The organism is Xanthomonas sp. (assembly GCF_017163755.1).
GTDB lineage: Bacteria > Pseudomonadota > Gammaproteobacteria > Xanthomonadales > Xanthomonadaceae > Xanthomonas_A.
On record NZ_JAFIWC010000023.1, the window covers coordinates 36,469 to 53,369 of the forward strand.

General features: G+C 70.4%; 17 protein-coding genes and 1 pseudogene. 8 read left to right on the forward strand and 10 right to left on the reverse strand.

The window, feature by feature from the left end:
- Positions 1-51: 51 nt before the first annotated feature.
- A complete protein-coding gene (locus JR065_RS15560; RefSeq protein WP_206235214.1) occupies positions 52-900 on the reverse strand; it encodes a DeoR/GlpR family DNA-binding transcription regulator in 849 nt (282 codons plus the stop codon).
- A gap of 83 nt (positions 901-983) precedes the next feature.
- Between JR065_RS15560 and JR065_RS15565 the strand changes: the two genes are divergently transcribed.
- The gene (locus JR065_RS15565; RefSeq protein ID WP_206235215.1) at positions 984-1,460 is read left to right on the forward strand and encodes a DUF1456 family protein; all 477 of its coding nucleotides are present in this window, start codon (positions 984-986) and stop codon (positions 1,458-1,460) included.
- A gap of 90 nt (positions 1,461-1,550) precedes the next feature.
- Here the strand turns inward: JR065_RS15565 and JR065_RS15570 are convergent, their stop codons facing one another.
- The 4 genes and pseudogenes from JR065_RS15570 to JR065_RS15585 form a co-directional block, all read right to left on the reverse strand.
- Entirely contained in the window at positions 1,551-2,054 is a 504-nt protein-coding gene (locus tag JR065_RS15570) for a hypothetical protein (RefSeq protein ID WP_241093661.1), read from the reverse strand.
- Positions 2,055-2,250: 196 nt separating this feature from the next.
- Positions 2,251-3,654 (reverse strand): FAD-containing oxidoreductase, encoded by a 1,404-nt coding sequence (locus tag JR065_RS15575; RefSeq protein ID WP_206235216.1) that lies wholly within the window; start codon positions 3,652-3,654, stop codon positions 2,251-2,253.
- On the reverse strand, positions 3,651-4,115 hold the full coding sequence (locus tag JR065_RS15580) for a DUF4126 domain-containing protein (protein ID WP_206235217.1): 465 nt from the start codon (positions 4,113-4,115) through the stop codon (positions 3,651-3,653). Before JR065_RS15580 ends, JR065_RS15575 begins: the two co-directional genes overlap by 4 nt.
- Positions 4,116-4,585: 470 nt before the next feature.
- Positions 4,586-5,563 (reverse strand): annotated as a pseudogene (locus JR065_RS15585) (exodeoxyribonuclease III); the annotation flags it as partial.
- 80 nt (positions 5,564-5,643) lie between these two features.
- Here JR065_RS15585 and JR065_RS15590 point away from each other — a divergent pair.
- Positions 5,644-5,841, forward strand: a complete 198-nt coding sequence (locus tag JR065_RS15590) for a hypothetical protein (RefSeq protein WP_206235219.1) — start codon at positions 5,644-5,646, stop codon at positions 5,839-5,841.
- Positions 5,842-5,859: 18 nt separating this feature from the next.
- On the opposite strand, the gene JR065_RS15595 is transcribed toward JR065_RS15590, so the two are convergent.
- Complete coding sequence (locus JR065_RS15595) at positions 5,860-6,714, reverse strand: class I SAM-dependent methyltransferase (RefSeq protein ID WP_206235220.1); 855 nt, start codon at positions 6,712-6,714, stop codon at positions 5,860-5,862.
- A gap of 74 nt (positions 6,715-6,788) precedes the next feature.
- Here JR065_RS15595 and JR065_RS15600 point away from each other — a divergent pair, with 74 nt between their 5' ends.
- On the forward strand, positions 6,789-7,220 hold the full coding sequence (locus JR065_RS15600; protein ID WP_241093662.1) for a helix-turn-helix domain-containing protein: 432 nt from the start codon (positions 6,789-6,791) through the stop codon (positions 7,218-7,220).
- 157 nt (positions 7,221-7,377) lie between these two features.
- The gene (locus JR065_RS15605) at positions 7,378-7,734 is read left to right on the forward strand and encodes a DUF1428 domain-containing protein (RefSeq protein ID WP_206235221.1); all 357 of its coding nucleotides are present in this window, start codon (positions 7,378-7,380) and stop codon (positions 7,732-7,734) included.
- A 117-nt stretch (positions 7,735-7,851) separates the two neighbouring features.
- Here the strand turns inward: JR065_RS15605 and JR065_RS15610 are convergent, their stop codons facing one another.
- Both JR065_RS15610 and JR065_RS15615 read right to left on the reverse strand, forming a co-directional pair.
- The gene (locus JR065_RS15610) at positions 7,852-9,999 is read right to left on the reverse strand and encodes a TonB-dependent siderophore receptor (RefSeq protein ID WP_206235222.1); all 2,148 of its coding nucleotides are present in this window, start codon (positions 9,997-9,999) and stop codon (positions 7,852-7,854) included.
- A 215-nt stretch (positions 10,000-10,214) separates the two neighbouring features.
- Positions 10,215-11,090, reverse strand: a complete 876-nt coding sequence (locus JR065_RS15615; protein ID WP_241093663.1) for a LysR family transcriptional regulator — start codon at positions 11,088-11,090, stop codon at positions 10,215-10,217.
- 103 nt (positions 11,091-11,193) lie between these two features.
- Here JR065_RS15615 and JR065_RS15620 point away from each other — a divergent pair, with 103 nt between their 5' ends.
- Together JR065_RS15620 and JR065_RS15625 are read left to right on the forward strand one after the other, a co-directional pair.
- Positions 11,194-11,970 (forward strand): NAD(P)H-dependent oxidoreductase, encoded by a 777-nt coding sequence (locus JR065_RS15620; protein WP_206235224.1) that lies wholly within the window; start codon positions 11,194-11,196, stop codon positions 11,968-11,970.
- A gap of 219 nt (positions 11,971-12,189) precedes the next feature.
- The gene (locus JR065_RS15625) at positions 12,190-13,173 is read left to right on the forward strand and encodes an aldo/keto reductase (protein WP_206235225.1); all 984 of its coding nucleotides are present in this window, start codon (positions 12,190-12,192) and stop codon (positions 13,171-13,173) included.
- Between the two features lie 48 nt (positions 13,174-13,221).
- Here the strand turns inward: JR065_RS15625 and JR065_RS15630 are convergent, their stop codons facing one another.
- Positions 13,222-13,986, reverse strand: coding sequence for a DUF4440 domain-containing protein (locus JR065_RS15630; protein ID WP_206235226.1), 765 nt, complete (start codon positions 13,984-13,986; stop codon positions 13,222-13,224).
- 176 nt (positions 13,987-14,162) lie between these two features.
- On the opposite strand from JR065_RS15630, the gene JR065_RS15635 reads away from it, so the two are divergent.
- Together JR065_RS15635 and JR065_RS15640 are read left to right on the forward strand one after the other, a co-directional pair.
- A complete protein-coding gene (locus JR065_RS15635) occupies positions 14,163-14,603 on the forward strand; it encodes a hypothetical protein (RefSeq protein WP_206235227.1) in 441 nt (146 codons plus the stop codon).
- A gap of 126 nt (positions 14,604-14,729) precedes the next feature.
- Positions 14,730-15,446, forward strand: coding sequence for a ThuA domain-containing protein (locus JR065_RS15640; RefSeq protein WP_206235228.1), 717 nt, complete (start codon positions 14,730-14,732; stop codon positions 15,444-15,446).
- A gap of 115 nt (positions 15,447-15,561) precedes the next feature.
- On the opposite strand, the gene JR065_RS15645 is transcribed toward JR065_RS15640, so the two are convergent.
- Positions 15,562-16,887 (reverse strand): calcium-binding protein, encoded by a 1,326-nt coding sequence (locus JR065_RS15645; RefSeq protein ID WP_206235229.1) that lies wholly within the window; start codon positions 16,885-16,887, stop codon positions 15,562-15,564.
- Between the last annotated feature and the right edge of the window lie 14 nt (positions 16,888-16,901).

Genomic DNA, 16,901 nt, shown 5'->3' on the forward strand with positions numbered 1-16,901 from the left:
AGCCCGGCATATCTTCGACCGCGAGGCCCTCACGCGACCGGCCCCAAGCCGCTATCGCGCCGCGGCGTCCTCGTCCGGGTCGGCCTCGGCCACGTAGACCCGGGTGCCGCCCTCGTCCAGCACCGCGGCCAGCTCGGGCGGCGGCGCGCGGTCGGTGAACCAGGCCTGCACCCGCGAGATCGACCCCAGCCGGACCATCGCATTGCGCCCCAGCTTGCTGTGGTCGGCGGCCAGGAATACCTGGCGCGAATGCTCGATGATCGCCTGCGCCACCCGCACCTCGTGGAAATCGAAGTCCAGCAGGGTGCCGTCCGGGTCGATGCCGGAAATGCCGATCACGCCGAAGTCCACCTTGAACTGGCGGATCAGCTCGATCGTCGCCTCGCCGGTCACGCCCTGGTCGCGGCCGCGCACCAGCCCGCCGGCCACCATCACCTCGAAGCTGGGATTGGCGCTCATCATCACCGCCACGTTGAGGTTATTGGTGATCACCCGCAGCCCGCTGTGGCCCATCAGCGCGCGCGCCACGTCCTCGTTGGTGGTGCCGATGTTGATGAACAGCGAGGCGTCGTCGGGGATGTGCTGCGCCAGCAGCGCGGCGATGCGGCGCTTCTCGCGCGCCTGCAGCGACTTGCGCGCCGCGTAGGCCAGGTTCTCCACGCTGGAGGTCGGCAGGCTCACCCCGCCGTGGTAGCGGCGCAGCAGCCCGGCGTCGCACAGCAGCACCAGGTCGCGGCGGATGGTCTGCGGGGTGACGTCGAAGCGCGTGGCCAGCCCCTCCACTTCGGCGAAGCCCTGCTGCCGCACCAGCGCGACCAGCTGCTCCTGCCGCGGATTGAGGGCCACGCCCGCGCCCAGCGCCTTTTGCGTCGTCGTTTCCATGCGCCGATGATGGCGCATGCGCGGCGTTATGCAAACGCGCGCGGCGCCGAAAGCTAGAATGGGCGCCAGCCGAGCCCCCGCCCGGCAGCACCGGACCGGCGATGATCAACAACGACGTACTGCGCAGCATCCGCTACATGCTCGACCTGAGCGACCAGAAGATCGTCGAGATCGTGCAGCTCGCCGACCCGGCGTTCCCGCTGGACAAGGCGCAGGTGCCGGCCTACCTGAAGAAGGAAGACGAGGACGGCTTCGTCGAATGCAGCGACCGCGTGCTTGCGCACTTCCTCGACGGGCTGGTGTTCCACTTCCGCGGCCGCGACGACAGCCTGCCGCCGCGCCCGGTCGAGCCGCGCGTGACCAACAACGTGGTGCTGAAGAAGCTGCGCGTAGCGTTCCAGCTCAAGGACGTGGACATGCACCAGATCTTCGCCGATGCCGGCTTCCCGGTATCCAAGCCCGAGCTGTCGGCGCTGTTCCGGCAGCCGGAGCACAAGAACTTCCGCCTGTGCGGCGACCAGCTGCTGCGCAATTTCCTCAAGGGGCTGACCCTGCGCCTGCGCGGCGGCCAGGGCTGAAGAATCTGCCGCGCGTGCGGTGCGGCGGCGGGCACGCCCGCACGCGTTGCCGGCGCGCTGCCAGAGACGCCGCCGCGCGGCGCGGGCGGCTCAGCGGATCCGGTAGACGCGCGCCTTCGGCATGTCTTCGTCCACCTGCAGGAACCAGCGCCCGGCGATGCCCGGGATCACCTTGATCGGCGGCGAGGACAGCGGCTTGCGCAGCGTCATGCTGCCCTTGAGCACCTTCCATTGCTGGCCATTTTCCAGGTCGAACACCGTGCCCGGCGCCCAGCCGGCGACCTCGCCGCGCACGCGGCTGCCGATCGGGCCGTCGCTGAGGCCGATCAGCATGCCGTTCTCGGCCGGTTCCTCGACGCCGGCGCCCGCGGGCGCGTTACGCGGCGCCGCCACCGGCGCGGCGGGCGGCTGCCGCGCATCGGCCTCGCGCAGCAGGCGGTTGAGCGTGGCCAGCTGGGCCGGCGACAGCCCCACCTCGCGCAGCTGCTCCGGACTCAAGCGGCGTTCGATCTCCACGTAGCCGGCCTGCGCGCGCACCGGCGCGGCAACCAGCAGCGACCCCAGCAACAGCAGCGAGCCCACGATGTACTTCATGCGATGTCTTCCGTAGCGGTGAGCGCGGGCGCGGATGCGGAGGTCCCGGCGCGCCACTTTGCGTCAGTTGGGTTACGGATGTATGACATGGCGCGGCGCGGGGACCGGGGACCGGGGACCGGAAATGCTCGTCGGTTTTATGAGATGCGCAAGGCGCGGCACACGGTGGCGTTTCAACGAGTCCCGACAGGTCCTCCTAGTCCGGTCCCTGGTCCCCGGTCCCCGGTCCCGGCTCCAGCGCCCCCACCACGCTCGGCCACAACTCGGACACGGTCGGATGGATCGGCACCGCCCATTGCAGCGTCTCCAGCGGCTGGTCGGCGTTGATCAGGTCGAGCACGCCGTGGATCGCCTCGTCGCCGTTGATGCCCAGGATCGCCGCGCCGAGGATGCGCCGGGTCTGCGCATCGGCCACCAGCTTCATGAAGCCGGCGGTCTCGCCGTTCTCGCGCGCGCGCCCCACCTGCGTCATCGGCCGCTTGGCGACGAGCAGCGGACGGCCGCTGGCGCGCGCCTGCGCCTCGGTCATGCCGACCCGCCCCAGCGGCGGATCGGTGTACAGCGCATAGCCGGGCACGCGCTGCGACAGCATGCGGCGGCCGCCGTCGAGCAGGTTGGCGGCGACGATCTCGTAGTCGTTGTAGGCGGTGTGGGTGAACGCGCCGCGGCCGTTGCAGTCGCCCAGCGCCCACACGCCGGGCACATTGGTGGCCAACTGCTCGTCCACCACGATGTAGCCGCGCGCGTCGGTGGCGATCCCGGCCTGGGCCAGGCCCAGGTCGTCGGTGTTGGGACGGCGCCCCATCGCCAGCAGCACGTGGCTGGCGACCACTTCCGGCGCGCCCTGGGTGCAGTCCACCTGCACCGCCGCGCCCTGCGCATGCGGCGCGAAGGCGATGCACCTGGCGTCGGTGCGCACGGCCACGCCCTCGCCTTCCAGCACCTGGCGGATGCAGGCGGACACGTCCTCGTCCTCGCGTGCGATCAGCCGCGACTGCTGCTCGACCACGGTGACCTGCGCGCCCAGGCGGCGGAAGATCTGCGCGAACTCCAGGCCGATGTAGCTGCCGCCGATCACCGCCAGATGCCGCGGCACCTCGCGCAGCTGCAGGATCGACACGTTGGTCAGGTAGTCGATGCGGTCCACGCCCGGCAGCGCCGGCACGTGCGCGCGCCCGCCGACGTTGAGGAAGATCCGCGGCGCGGCGATGCGCCGCTCGCCCACGCGCAACACGTCCGGCGCCTCGAAGCGGGCGTGGCCCTGCAGCACGGTGGCCCCCGCCATGCCGTCGAGCCAGGCCTGCAGGTTGCCGCGCGCGCTGTCGGTCACCGCATGCGCGCGCGCCATCACCCGCGCGATGTCGATGCCGACCTCGCCCTGCAGCTGCACGCCGTAGTCGGCGGCGCGCCGCGCCAGGTGCGCCACGCGCGCGCTGGCGACCAGGGTCTTGGTCGGCATGCAGCCGGTGTTGACGCAGGTGCCGCCGAGCAGGTGCCGCTCCACCAGCGCCACGCGCATGCCGGCCGCGGCCAGCCGCCCGACCAGCGACGGCCCGGCCTGCCCGGCGCCGACCACGATCGCATCGAAGGCCTCGCTCATCGCAGCAGCGCCATCGCCAGCACGCCCAGGCCGATCGCCGCCGCGTCCTCGAGCAGGGCCGCGGGCCGGTCGCGACCGAAGCGCCGCGCCAGCGCCGCGCGCGCCGCGGCGCCGCCGAGGGTGCCGAGCACCGCGCCCAGCGCGCCGGCGACCATCGCCGCCACCCACAGCCCGCCGGCCAGCCCCACCGCCGCGCCGCACAGGCCGCCCATCGCGACGCGGGTGCCGAACTGCAGCGGCACCTTGCGGCTGGGCGTGTTCGGCAGCTGGTCGGTGACCAGTTCGGCCACCGCCAGCAGCGAGACGATCCACGGCGTGAAACGCCAGCCCAGCCACGCCAGCGGCGTGCCGACCAGCGGCAGCACGCCCAGGCTGGCGGCCCAGCTGACCACGGCCGGCGCGGTCATCGCGCGCAGGCCCGCGACGATGCCGATCAACAATGCAATGACGAGCAGGTTCATGGACGGCGACTCCGGCAGGTGGCGAAAGGAGATCCGGGACAGCCTGGCAAGCGAAGCGTGGCGCACGGCGTGCGGCGGCGCTCGCCGGAGTATAGGCAGCGCGGCGCGCGACCGCCGCCGTGGGCCGCCGATTGCGCACGCGCATGCAATGCGGCTCAGCGGTTCCTTGCCGGCCTGTGCGCCTTGGTCGCCTTGGTCGCCCTGGCTGGCTTCGTCGCCTTTGCCGGCTCGGCCGGCTTTGCCACCCTGGCAGCCTTGGCAGGCTTCGCCTTCCGTGCCGGCTTGTGCTTCGTGGCCCTGCCAATCTTGTCGGCATTCGCCGGGGCTGCTGCCTTTGCCGGCTTGGCTGGCTTGGCCAACTCGGCGGCCCTGGCCGGCTTGGCAGTTTTCGTCTGCTGTCCCCCAGCCGCCTTGGCGGCCTTGCTCGCCTGCGCGGGCTCTGCCGGCGCCGGCCGGTCAGCGTCGCCTGCCTTCGCCGGCTTCACCGGTCTTGCCGGCTTGCTCGCCTTGGCGGTCTTGGCGGTCTTGGCGGTCTTGGCGGTCTTGGCGGTCTTGGCGGTCTTGGCGGTCTTGCTCGCCTTCGCCGGCTTCACCGGCTCGGCGAGCTTGGCAACCTTGTCCGCCGCATCCGGCACGTCCGCCGCGTCCGCGTCGTCGCGCGGCGCCGGCAGCTGCAGCGTGATCCAGGTCGGCGCGTGGTCGCTGGCATGCGGCGCATCGCGCACCCAGCGGTCCACGCCGGCGTCGAGCAGGCGCCCGGCCAGCGGCGGGTTCAGCAGCAGGTGGTCGATGCGCAACCCGGCGTTGCGTTGCCAGTGCTGGCGGAAGTAGTCCCAGAACGTGTAGATCCGCGCATCGCCATGGCGCTGGCGCAGGCTGTCGGTCCAGCCCTGCGCCAGCAGGTCCGCGTAGGCCTGGCGGCTTTCCGGCTGCAGCAACGCGTCGCGCCGCCACGACTTGGGATCGTAGATGTCCTCGTCGGTGGGCACCACGTTGAAATCGCCGATCAGCGCCACCGGATGCGGCAGCGCCACCAGGCCGCGCGCATGCCGCTGCAGCCGCTCGAACCAGGCCAGCTTGTAGTCGAACTTCGGCCCCGGGCGCGGGTTGCCGTTGGGCAGGTACAGGCAGCCCACCAGCACGCCGTGCGCCATCGCCTCCAGGTAGCGGCTTTCCGTATCGCGCGGATCGCCAGGCAGGCCGCGCCGGCTCTCGACCGGGTCGCAGCCCCTGGCCAGCAGCGCGACCCCGTTCCACGCGGTCTGCCCCATCCACAGCGCGCCGTAGCCCGCCGCGTGGATCGCCTCGATCGGAAAGCCCCCGTCGGCGCTCTTGAGTTCCTGCAGGCCGACGATGTCCGGCGCCTCGCGCCGCAGCCATTCCAGCAGCTGCGGCAGGCGGCCGCGGATGCCGTTGACGTTGTAGGTGGCGATCTTGAGCGTCTTCATCGCGCCCCGCGCATGTGGAGTCCGCCGTCACCTTGCCGCAGCTACCCTCGGCGCATCGTGAAATCGACCAGGTGTGCGCCATGACCCCACTGGACAAACCGTTGCGCCGCGAACTGGAGATCGACGGCAAGCCCTACACGCTGACCCTCGATCCGGACGGGCTGAAACTGACCGAGAAGGGCCGGCGCAAGGGCCTGGACCTGCGCTGGAGCGAACTGGTCAACGGCGACGCGGCGCTGGCCGCGGCGTTGCAGGCGGCGGTGAAGTCCTCCACGTAACCGGTGCGTGCGGCGGCGCTACGCCACATCCGGGGCGTGCGCACCGATCCACCAGCAGGCCGCGTCGAAGCGCACCTGCGCGCCGTGCACGTAGGGCGCGAACGCGGCGCGCACGGTCTCCACCACGCGCGAACGCGTGCGTTCGTCCGCCTGCCGCAGCGCCAGGCCGACCGGGCCGAGCAGGCGCAGGTAATCGCGCAATCCGGCTTCGGGCAAGGCGCAGGCGACATCGAGCGCGCGCACGTGCACGTCGCGCCAGCCGCCGCGCTCGAGCACGTGGCGCACCCGTTGCGGGTCGGCGAAGGCGAACTGCCCGGGCGCGTCCGCGCGGCGCGCGGGGAGTCCGGGCAGCAGCGGCGCCGCGGCGCGCTCGGCGGCGGTCATGAACGGATTCTCCGTCGCGCTGCGCCAGGCGATGCAGTGCAACCGCGCACCGGGCGCCGCGGCCCGGCGCAGGTTCGCGAACGCGGCGACCGGATCGCCGAAGAACATCACCCCGAAGCGCGAGACGATGGCATCGACGCTGCCCGGCGCGAACGCATGCGCCTGCGCATCGGCGCAGACGAAGTCGGCCGGCACCCCCTCGCGTTCGGCGCGCAGGCGTGCGGCGGCGATCATCGGCGCCGATATGTCGACGCCGGCGCAGCGCCCGCCCGCGCCGAGGCGGCGGGCGATGGCCAGCGTGGTGCCGCCGGTGCCGCAGCCGACGTCCAGCACCCGGCGTGCATCGCTACGGTCCACCGCCTCGACCAGCAGTTCGGCGAACGGCGCGAATATCCCGTCCAGCGTGGCCTGCGCCTGGACCCAGGCCTGCCCGGCCGCGCCGTTCCACAGCAGGGCCTGCGCATCGCCGGCAGCTTGGCTGGCCTCCATCGTCGTGTCCTCGGCTTGCCTGGGAAGGCGGAAAGCGCCACTGTGCAGGTTCAAGTCGACTTGAGGTCAAGCGGATGGCGGAACTGGATATCGGCCAGGTCGCGCAGCGTTCCGGCGTCGCCGCCTCGGCGCTGCGGTACTACGAGGAGAAGGGCCTGATCGCCTCGGTCGGCCGGCGCGGGCTGCGCCGCGTGTTCGATGCCGGCGTGGTGCAGCGGCTGGCGCTGATCGCGCTGGGGCGCAGCGCCGGCTTCTCGCTCGACGAGATCGCGCGGATGTTCGCGGCCGACGGCACACCGCGCATCGACCGGGGCATGCTCGCGGCCAAGGCGGACGCGTTGGACCGGACCATCCGCAGGCTCGGCGCCATGCGCGACGGCCTGCGCCACGCCGCGGCCTGCCCCGCGCCCAGCCATATGGATTGCGCCCGCTTCCGCCGGCTCATGGACGCCGCTGCGTCCGGCAGCCGCACGCCGCGCGCCAGGAAAGCGCGACGCGTGCCATGAGCCGGCCGGCGGCATGCACCCGCGGCGGCGCCCGTCCTCTTCGCCGGCGCTGCGTAGACAAAGCGCCCTTGCCCGCCACGGGATGTCGATTTCCCGCCCCTTCGTACGTCATATGCAGGAAGGCGCCCGTTCCGGTGCGCCCAACCGGAGGTTCTCCATGTCGTACATCGATGGTTTCGTGCTCGCCGTGCCCACCGCCAACAAGGAGAAGTTCCTCGAACACGCGCGCATCGACTCGGTCTTCATCGAATTCGGCGCGCTGCGCGTGCTCGAGTGCTGGGGCGACGACGTGCCGCGCGGCCAGCAGACCGATTTCTACCGCGCAGTGGAGGCCAAGGACGACGAGACGGTGGTGTTCTCGTGGATCGAGTGGCCGGACAAGGCCACCCGCGACGCCGGCATGCAGAAGATGATGGAAGACCCGCGCATGGATCCGGCCAAGAATCCGATGCCGTTCGACGGCAAGCGCATGATCTACGGCGGCTTCGTGCCGATACTCGAGCTGAACAAATAGGCGCCGGCGACGACGTGCGGAGGCGCCGCGCACACGCTGGCCGCGCCGTCCGCCGCATCGCGCGGCCGTCCCACGGGCGCCGCGTCACGAACGCGGCGCCCGCGGCAGCGCGATCGCTCAGAACCGGTAGCTGAAGCTCAGCGTCGCGCCGCGTCCGGCGGCGTAGTACAGGTTGCTGTATTCGTCCAGCACGAAGTACTTGCGGTCCAGCAGGTTGGTCGCGTTGAACTGCAGCGACGCCTGCGCGCCGAAGGCGTAGCGCGCCATCGCGTTGACCAGGGTCACCGACGATTGCGCCACCGGCTGCGGGCCGGCGGGGCCGTCCACTTGCACCTCGCTGGCCGCCTGCCAGTTGGCGCCGCCGCCCACGGTGAGCCGTTGCCACCGGCCGGGCAACCGGTAGGTGGTGAACAGGCGCACCAGGGTGCGCGGCAGCGACGTGCGCAGGTCGGCGCCGTCCGGCCCCTCCAGCTCGAAGTGCGACCAGCCGAACGCGGCGCTCCAGTCCTGCGCCAGTTCGCCCGAGGCCTCCAGTTCGAAGCCGCGCGAGCGGGTGCCGTCCACCGCGTAGTAGGCCTGGGTCATGCCGTCGGGCAGGGTCTGGCCGACGTCGGCTTCGGCCACGTTGTCCTGGCGGGTGTCGAACAGCACCAGCGAGGTGTTGAGGCGGCCGTCGAAATGGCGGCCCTTGATGCCGACCTCGCGGCTGCTGCCGAGCACCGGGTCGAGGAAGCTGCCGTCGCGGCGGCGGCTGTCCTGCGGGTCGAAGATCTCGGTGTAGCTGACGAAGGCCGAATACACCGGGGTGATCTCGTAGACCAGGCCGGCATAGGGCACGGTCTTGCGGTGGTCGTGGCGGAACACGCCGCTGTACACGTCGTCGGTGTCGTTCTTCCAGCGGCTGTAGCGGGCGCCGGCGATCAGCTTCAACGGCTCGGCCAGCGCCAGGCGCACGGCGGCATACAGGCCCTGTTGCTCGGTGCGGATGTCGGTGACCTTGTCGGCGTCGGCGGCGAAATCCGGGTACGGATAGTCGCCGTTCCATTGCAGGAAGTCGCCGACCGGCGCCAGTTCGCCGTGCGCGGCCTCCCACGAGGCCTTGGTGTAGCGCGAGCCGCTCAATCCCACCACCAGCTCGTGCTCGCGGCCCCAGGCCCGGAACGGGCCGGACGCGTAGACGTCGAGCATGTTCTGGCGGCCGCGGTCGCGGCCGCGGAAGGCGAACGGATCCACGGTTTCGCCGGTGGCGCGGTTGGGGAAACCGTAGACGTAGAACAGCGCCATGTCGCCGTCGGTCTCGCGGCGGCTGGCCATCGCGCGCAGCAGCCAGCCGTTGCCGAACTGGTGCCGCAGGTCGGCGAACGCGGTCTGGGTGGTGTTGTTCCAGAACGTCCAGTCGGCCGCGCTGCTGAAGCTGCGCGGCCATTCGATGAAGCCGCCGTCGTCGTAGAACACCGGGTAGGTGCCCCAGGTCACCCCTTCCGGCCGGCTCTTCTGGTAGTCGTAGCCCAGGCTCAGCGTGGTGTCCGCGCCCAGGTCGGCATCGACCACGCCGTACAGCACGTTCTTCTTCCTGCTGTAGCGGTCCAGGTAGGAATCGCCCTGCTCGTACGCGCCGACCAGGCGGCCGCGCACGCTGCCGTCGGCGTTCAGCGGCGCGGCGACGTCGACGCTGCCGCGCACGCTGTCCCACGAACCGGCGCTCAGCGACGCTTCGGCCCGCGCGGTGCCGCTGTCGGCGCGCTTGCGCACGAAGTTGATCGTGGCCGACGGGCTGCCGGCGCCGCTGAGCAGGCCGCTGGCGCCGCGCAACACTTCGATGCGTTCGTAGATGGCCGTGTCCAGGCTGGCGTCGGCCGAACCGGAATTCAGCCCCGGCGCCACCGGCACCCCGTCGTAGGCCATGTTCTCGACCTGGAAACCGCGCGCGTAGAACAGCACCCGCTCGGTGTCGTAGGCGCTGGAGGACACGCCGGTGACGTTGTCCAGCACCTCGCGCACCGAGGTCAGGTGCTGGTCCTCGATCCGCTGCTCGGTGACGATGCTCACCGACTGCGGCGTGTCCTGCGGCGTCAGCGCCAGCCGCGTCGCCGCCGCGGTCTGCTCCACCGCATAGGAGCGCACGCGCTGGCCCTTGACGTTGACCGCGTCCAGTTCGGTCGGGCCGGAGGCATCGGCTTGCGCCATGGCCGGCACCGCCACGGACAGGCCGGCCGCCAGCAGGCCGACGCGCAGCGCGCCGGCGCGAACAGGAGAGATACGCATGCAGGTTTCCAAAGTGTGGAATGGACCGCGGGCAGGCGCCGGCGCGGACTCTCACGACTGTGGCTGGCGGCAACGGAGGCTGGCGCGTCGTCAAGCGGCGGCAGTGTACCCGAGCGACGGGGCCCGGGCATCCGCCTGCCAGGAGCGCGACGGCCGCGGCGCGCGCCTGGCGCGCCCGGCGATGCCGCCATGCCGCCGCGACGGCCCGGCCACGCTCACACCGAGCGCGCGATGTGCTCGCGCAGCCATTGCTGCGCCGGGTCGCGATGCGTGCGCTCGTGCCACAGCATCGCCATCTCGTATCCCGGCACCGCGATCGGCGGCTCGACCACGCGCAACGCCGGATGATCGCGCAGCAGCCGCTCCGGTAGCATCGCCACCAGGTCGGTGCTGGCCAGCGCCGCCATCACGAACAGGAAATGCGGTACGGATAGCGCCACCCGCCGCGCCAGTCCCGCCTCGGCCAGCGCCTGGTCGGTGACGCCGTGGAAGCCGCCGCCGTCCGGCGACACCACCACGTGCTCGAGCTTGCAGAACTGCGCCAGCGTGGGCCGCCGCCGCAGGCGCGGATGGTCCGCGCGGCCGGCCAGCACGTAGCGTTCGGCGAACAGCGTGCGCCGGCGCAGCCCCGGCGGCGCGCCTTCGCTGGTGTGCAAGGCCAGGTCGATCTCGCCCTGTTCGGCCTGCCGGGCGATGCGCGCCGGCACCATGTCCACGATCGCCAGCCGCGTGCCCGGCGCCGCGGCGCGCAGGCCGCGCAGCGCCGGCAGCAGCACCGTCGATTCGCCGTAGTCGGACGCGGCCACGCGCCAGGTATCGCCGGCCTGGGACGGATCGAACGGCGCGGCCGGCGCCACCGCGCGCTGCAGCGCCTCCAGCGCCTGCCGCAGCGGCTCGCGCAGCGCGTCGGCGCGTGCGGTCGGACGCATGCCGCGCGGCCCCGGCAGCAGCAGCGGGTCGCCAAGCGCCTGCCGCAGCTTGGCCAGGTGCACGCTGACCGATGGCTGCGACAGGTGCAGGCGCTCGGCCGCACGGGTCACGTTGTGCTCGGCGAGCAGCGCATCGAGCGTGACCAGCAGGTTGAGGTCCAAGCTCCTGAGATTAACCAAGTCGATACCTGGAATACTCGAAATTCATTTCCAATATACCTGGCGCGCGCCTAGCTTGGGTCCATCCCCACTCCCAAGGCGCCACATGAACCTCCTTCTCGTCTATGCGCATCCCGAACCCCGTTCGTTGAACGGCACGCTCAAGGACTTCGCGGTCGAACGCCTGACCCGCGCCGGCCATACGGTCCAGGTCTCGGACCTGTACGCCATGCAGTGGAAGGCCGTGCTCGATGCCGACGACAGCCTCGACGGCGCGGCGGGCGAACGGTTCGATCCATCGCTCGACTCCCGGCGCGCGTTCGCGGCCGGCCGGCAGAGCCCGGACATCGCGCGCGAACAGCACAAGCTGCAATGGGCCGACGCGGTCGTCCTGCAGTTCCCGCTGTGGTGGTTCTCGATGCCGGCGATCCTCAAAGGCTGGGTCGAGCGCGTCTATGCCTACGGCTTCGCGTACGGCGTGGGCGAGCACTCCGACACGCGCTGGGGCGAGCGCTACGGCGAGGGCACGCTGGCCGGCAAGCGCGCCATGCTGATCGTCACCACCGGCGGCTGGGAATCGCACTACGGCCCGCGCGGCATCAACGGCCCCATCGACGACCTGCTGTTCCCGATCCAGCACGGCATCCTGCACTACCCCGGCTTCGACGTGCTGCCGCCGTTCGTGGTCCATCGCACCGGGCGCATGGACGAGGCGCGGCTGGCGCAGGTGCGCGACGCGCTCGCGCAGCGCCTGGACACGCTGTGGACGGCCGCGCCGATCGCGTTCCGCGCGCAGAACGGCGGCGACTACCGGATTCCCGAGCTCGTGTTGCGGCCGGAGATCGCGCCGGCGCTGACCGGGTTCGCTGCGCATATCGCCTAGGCGTTCGGTCGGGAGCCGCCGCCTGCGGCGCCACACAGATCGTCTCCTTCCGCCGCGGCGACGCTGCGGCAGGCGAACGTGCGCCGGACTCCCGCACGCAGCGGTGCAGGACCGCGCTGGCGCTTCGCGCGCAACGCGCTGTTTCGCCCGCACCGCCCCACCGCGCGGGCCCAGGCGCTACCCTCCCGCAGTCGCAACGATTACCGGAGAGCGCAGACGATGAAGTACGTGAAACTGGGAAGCACCGGGCTGGACGTCTCGCGGCTGTGCCTGGGGTGCATGAGCTTCGGCGACCCCGCCGCCGGCACCCACCCGTGGAGCCTGGACGAAGCGGCGAGCCGGCCGATCTTCCGCCGCGCGGTGGAGCACGGCATCAACTTCTTCGACACCGCCAACACCTATTCGGCCGGCACCTCCGAGCGCATCGTCGGCACCCTGCTGAAGGAGTTCACCCGCCGCGACGAAGCGGTGGTGGCGACCAAGGTGTTCAACGTCGTGGACGGCGACGGGCCCAACCGCAAGGGCCTGTCGCGCAAGGCGATCATGGCCGCGATCGACGCCAGCCTGCAGCGCCTGGGCCTGGACTACGTGGACCTGTACCAGACCCACCGCTGGGACTACGACACGCCGATCGAAGAGACCATGGAAGCGCTGCACGACGTGGTCAAGGCCGGCAAGGCGCGCTATATCGGCGCCTCGTCGATGCATGCCTGGCAGTTCGCCAAGGCGCAGGACGTGGCGCGCGCCCACGGCTGGACCCGCTTCGTGACGATGCAGAACCACCTCAACCTGCTCTACCGCGAGGAAGAGCGCGAGATGATCCCGCTGTGCGCCGACCAGCGCGTGGGCCTGATCCCGTGGAGTCCGCAGGCGCGCGGCCGCCTGACCCGGCCCAAGGGCGTGCAGACCGAGCGCACCCGCAGCGACGCCTTCGGCCAGACCCTGTACGCCGGCACCGAGGACGCCGACGGACGCGTGATCGACGCCGTCGAGCAGCTCGCGCACGTGCGCGGCGTGCCGATGGCGCAGGTGGCGCTGGCCTGGGTGCTGGCCAAGCCGCAGGTCTCGTCCCCGATCATCGGCGCCACCCAGCCGCAGCACCTGGACGACGCGGTCGCCGCATTGGACCTGGCGCTGAGCGCGGACGAGATCGCGGCGCTGGAGGCCCACTACGTGCCGCATGCGGTCAGCGGGCACCACTAGCCCCGCCACGCTCCAACCCGGAACGCGCAGCGCAGGCCTGGCACCGCCTCACTCGGCGCGTTGCGCACGCTCGCTGAGCGCGCCGTGCTCGTAGACCGCCAGTGCCTGCGCCTTTCCGTCGCCGCCGCCTTCGAACTCGAAGCGCAGGTCGCGCTCCATCGCGAAGAACCGCCGTGGCGACTCCGGATACAGCGTGGCGACGAAGCTGCCGGCCACCAGCGCGAGATGGTCGCCATCGACGGCGACCACGATCTGCCCGATACGCGGCGAGCGGTAGCGCCCCGCGTAGCGCGCCAGCGTGTCGGCCGGCAGCGTCAGCGTTCGTGGCGGCGGCACGTACGCCGCCGGCCCGTGGTCGTAGCTCAGCACGCGGCGCATGCGCCAGCGGCCGTCGGCGAGTTGCCAGAGGTTGGTGAACTCGGCTTCGCCGTCCAGGCGCTCCGGCTTGCCGGCTTCCTCCACGTAGAACCGGTGCCTGCCGGACAGGATGGCGTAGCCGCCCTTGAGCGCGTGGAAGCGCAGGCTCTCCTGCACCGCCTCGCGCCGCAGGCGCATGCGCGGATCCGCGCACGGGCCCTTGCGCAGCGATTCGACCACCGCCTGCTTCGACTGGGTCAGGCCGGTCTTGTCGTGGTAGAACTCGACGTCGGCGGTGAAGCCCTCGCCCACCGCCGCCAGGTCGCAGGCGTTGTACGCCTGCCAGAACCGCGCGTCGGCGGCACGCACCTGCGCCTCGTCGTCCGCGGCGGGCGCGGCCATGGCCGTGGCGGCCAGCAGCAGCGGAACGATCGTTGCGAACCTGCCGATGCCCATGTCCCGTTCCCGCCGCGCGAATGCCCGCGATTGCAGCGCAATCGCGCCCGGCGGTCGCGGCCCGGAAGTCACGGCGCCCTATGGCGGTGCCGGCGGCGCCCGCGGTTTGCGTCATGCATGTGACACAGGCGGTTCCTAGACTCCCGCACAGCGAGTGGTATGGGCCACGACGGAGCATGGCCATCCTTGAGATCCTGATGTGGAGCGTGTTCGCGATCATGATGGGCGCGGTCCTGGTGGCCGGGGCCTCGGTGGTCGTCGTCGCCACGCGCGAGAACCGCATCTACTCCGCCGAAGCCAAGACCTGGCAGCGCCTGGTGCACCGCGGCATCCCGACCGAGGCGCAGATCGAATCGCTCAAGCGCTCCGAGCATGGACTGACCCGCGGCGGCAGCCATGGACAGACCGTGCACGCGGTCGAGCTGGCGTTGAACGTCTTTGACCACAAGGGCGCCACCCGCCTGGCGACGCTGCGCACGCTGATCGACGAAGCGCTGCTGCCGCAGTTCTGCGTGGCCGGCACCACGGTGCACCTGCTGCGCGACCCCGACGACGCATCGATCCTGGCGGTGGACCGCGCGCACACGCCGCTGGAAATCCCGCCCGTTGGCAGCTGAGCGGCGTCCGCAGCCCGAGACCGTCCCACGGAACCGGACGAGCAGCAAGACGCAATGCATTGGCGCCGGCACCAGGCGTCGAATGCGTCCCTACCGCGGCCGCGCCATTGGGCGCAGAATCGGCCCATGAACGTACTCGCCCTCTCGCTCGCCACGATGCTCGCTGGGGCCGCCACGGCCGCTCCGCCGCCGGACCGCATGCTGGTCTTCAGCAAGACCGCCGGCTTCCGCCACGAGTCCATTCCCACCGCCGTCGCGACGCTGCGCCGGCTTGCGGCGGAGGAAGGGCTGGTCGCCGACCACAGCGAAAACGCCGACGACTTCACCCCCGCCAACCTCGCCCGCTACCGCGTGGTGGCGTTCGCCAGCACCACCGGCGCGATCCTGGACCCGGCGCAGCAGCAGGCGTTCGAGGGCTTCGTGCGCAACGGCGGCGGCTTCGTCGGCGTGCACTCGGCCGCCGACACCGAATACGAATGGCCGTGGTACGGGCGCCTGGTCGGCGCCTGGTTCAAGGGCCATCCGCCCGGATTGCAGTCCACCCAGGTGCAGCCCGAACGCGACGGCCGCCCCGCCGGCGCGCCGTGGCCCATCCGCGACGAGATCTACAACTACCGCAGCAATCCGCGCGCGCAGGTGCAGGTCATCGCCACCGTGGACGAAGGCCTCTACGAAGGCGGCACGATGGGCACGGACCACCCCATCGCCTGGTGCCACCCCTTCGACGGCGGCCGCAGCTGGTACACCGGCCTGGGCCACGACGAAGCGGTATACGCCGACGCGAATTTCCTGGCGCAACTGCGGCAGGGGCTGCGCTATGCGGCGGGGCGTGGAGGCTGCTGATCGCGCTACTGCAACTGACGGCCTCATGGCTTTCTGCATGTAGCGAGCGGGTACAAAAAGAGGTCGAGACGAAAGCTGCCTCGACCTCCACTATCACTTGCAACGACGAAAGCCCTCAGGCCAACGGAATCGAGAACAGCACGTGATGTGGCCGCTCGTGAATAGGCGCCGCCGCCAGCGTACCCTCATGCACCTGGAAACTTGCCATCGCGGAAACCAGGACATCCAACGCCGGAATTTTATCAACTACCGATGATTGCAAAGCTGGTACTAGACCGGTGTCCGCCGGCCCACTGGTCCAGTCCCCACTATTCAAATCGTGAAGACGCCAATGCTGAGCATAGCCATCTTCTTCCCACGGTAGCGAGCCCCACTGCCGAGGAGCGGCACCTGCCTCGATGGCGGTGGGAGCATGGAGGTCGCTTCCGCTATTGAGCGACTCTGCCGCCGCTGTCACGAGCCCATACGACTGAATGACGGCGAGTTCGGCGCCGCTTTGTTGCACCGTCATACGCTGTGCACTCCCGCTGGTTGCAGAAGTCGGACCAGACTGCCAAGCGCTTGCGATGACAGCGTCGAGCGCCGCTCGCTGGCTCGGGTTGAGGATAGTTTGGCCTTGGGCGGGCTGCGTCATTCCGGCCATGGCATTCACCAGCACCTGGACATCTGCGGCACGCAATATCTTGTTCCCGTCATCAGCACGGAACTCCTCTACATGATACTGCGACCCCAGGTACCAATCCTTTACCACAAGCTTATCCGTGGTACCGATGATCGCTATCTCGAGATTATTGGTTCCTGATGGACGCCTAAACCACAGTTGGTCGTGCGCAACTCCAGTCAAGAAGCGAGCGACATCAAAGTTGCCCGTTGCGGAATCACTATCGACTACGGTGTCGGTGCCATAGCCCCGCGCCATCAGATAGGTGTCGTTCCCGGCCGCGCCCGTCAGCGTATCCACGCCACCCATGCCTTCAAGCACATCATTGCCACCCAGACCGGACAGTGAGTTGTTTCCACTGTTGCCAACAAGGATATTGGCGCCGGCGTTGCCGCTGCCATTGATGACGGAGGTACCGGTAAGCGTAAGGTTTTCAAGCTCGGCGCCCAGCGTGTAGGTGATCGAGGACCTGACGGTATCAACGCCCTCGCCAGCCGACTCGGTCACCACATCCCCAGTAGATCCGACAACGTATGTATCGTTGCCGATACCGCCTACCAGATTATCGTTGCCGCTTCCGCCGTCCAGGAAGTCATTTCCCTCAAAACCCTGCAAGGTGTTGGCACCACCATTCCCGGTGATCACGTTGTCGAGCTCGTTGCCCGAGCCGCTCAGCCCGCTTGAGCCGGTCAGCACCAGATTCTCCATCTCGTAGCCCAGCGTGTAGGAAATGGACGCACGAACCGTGTCGATGCCACCGCCCTCCCATTCCTGCACCATGTCTCCAGCGCTAG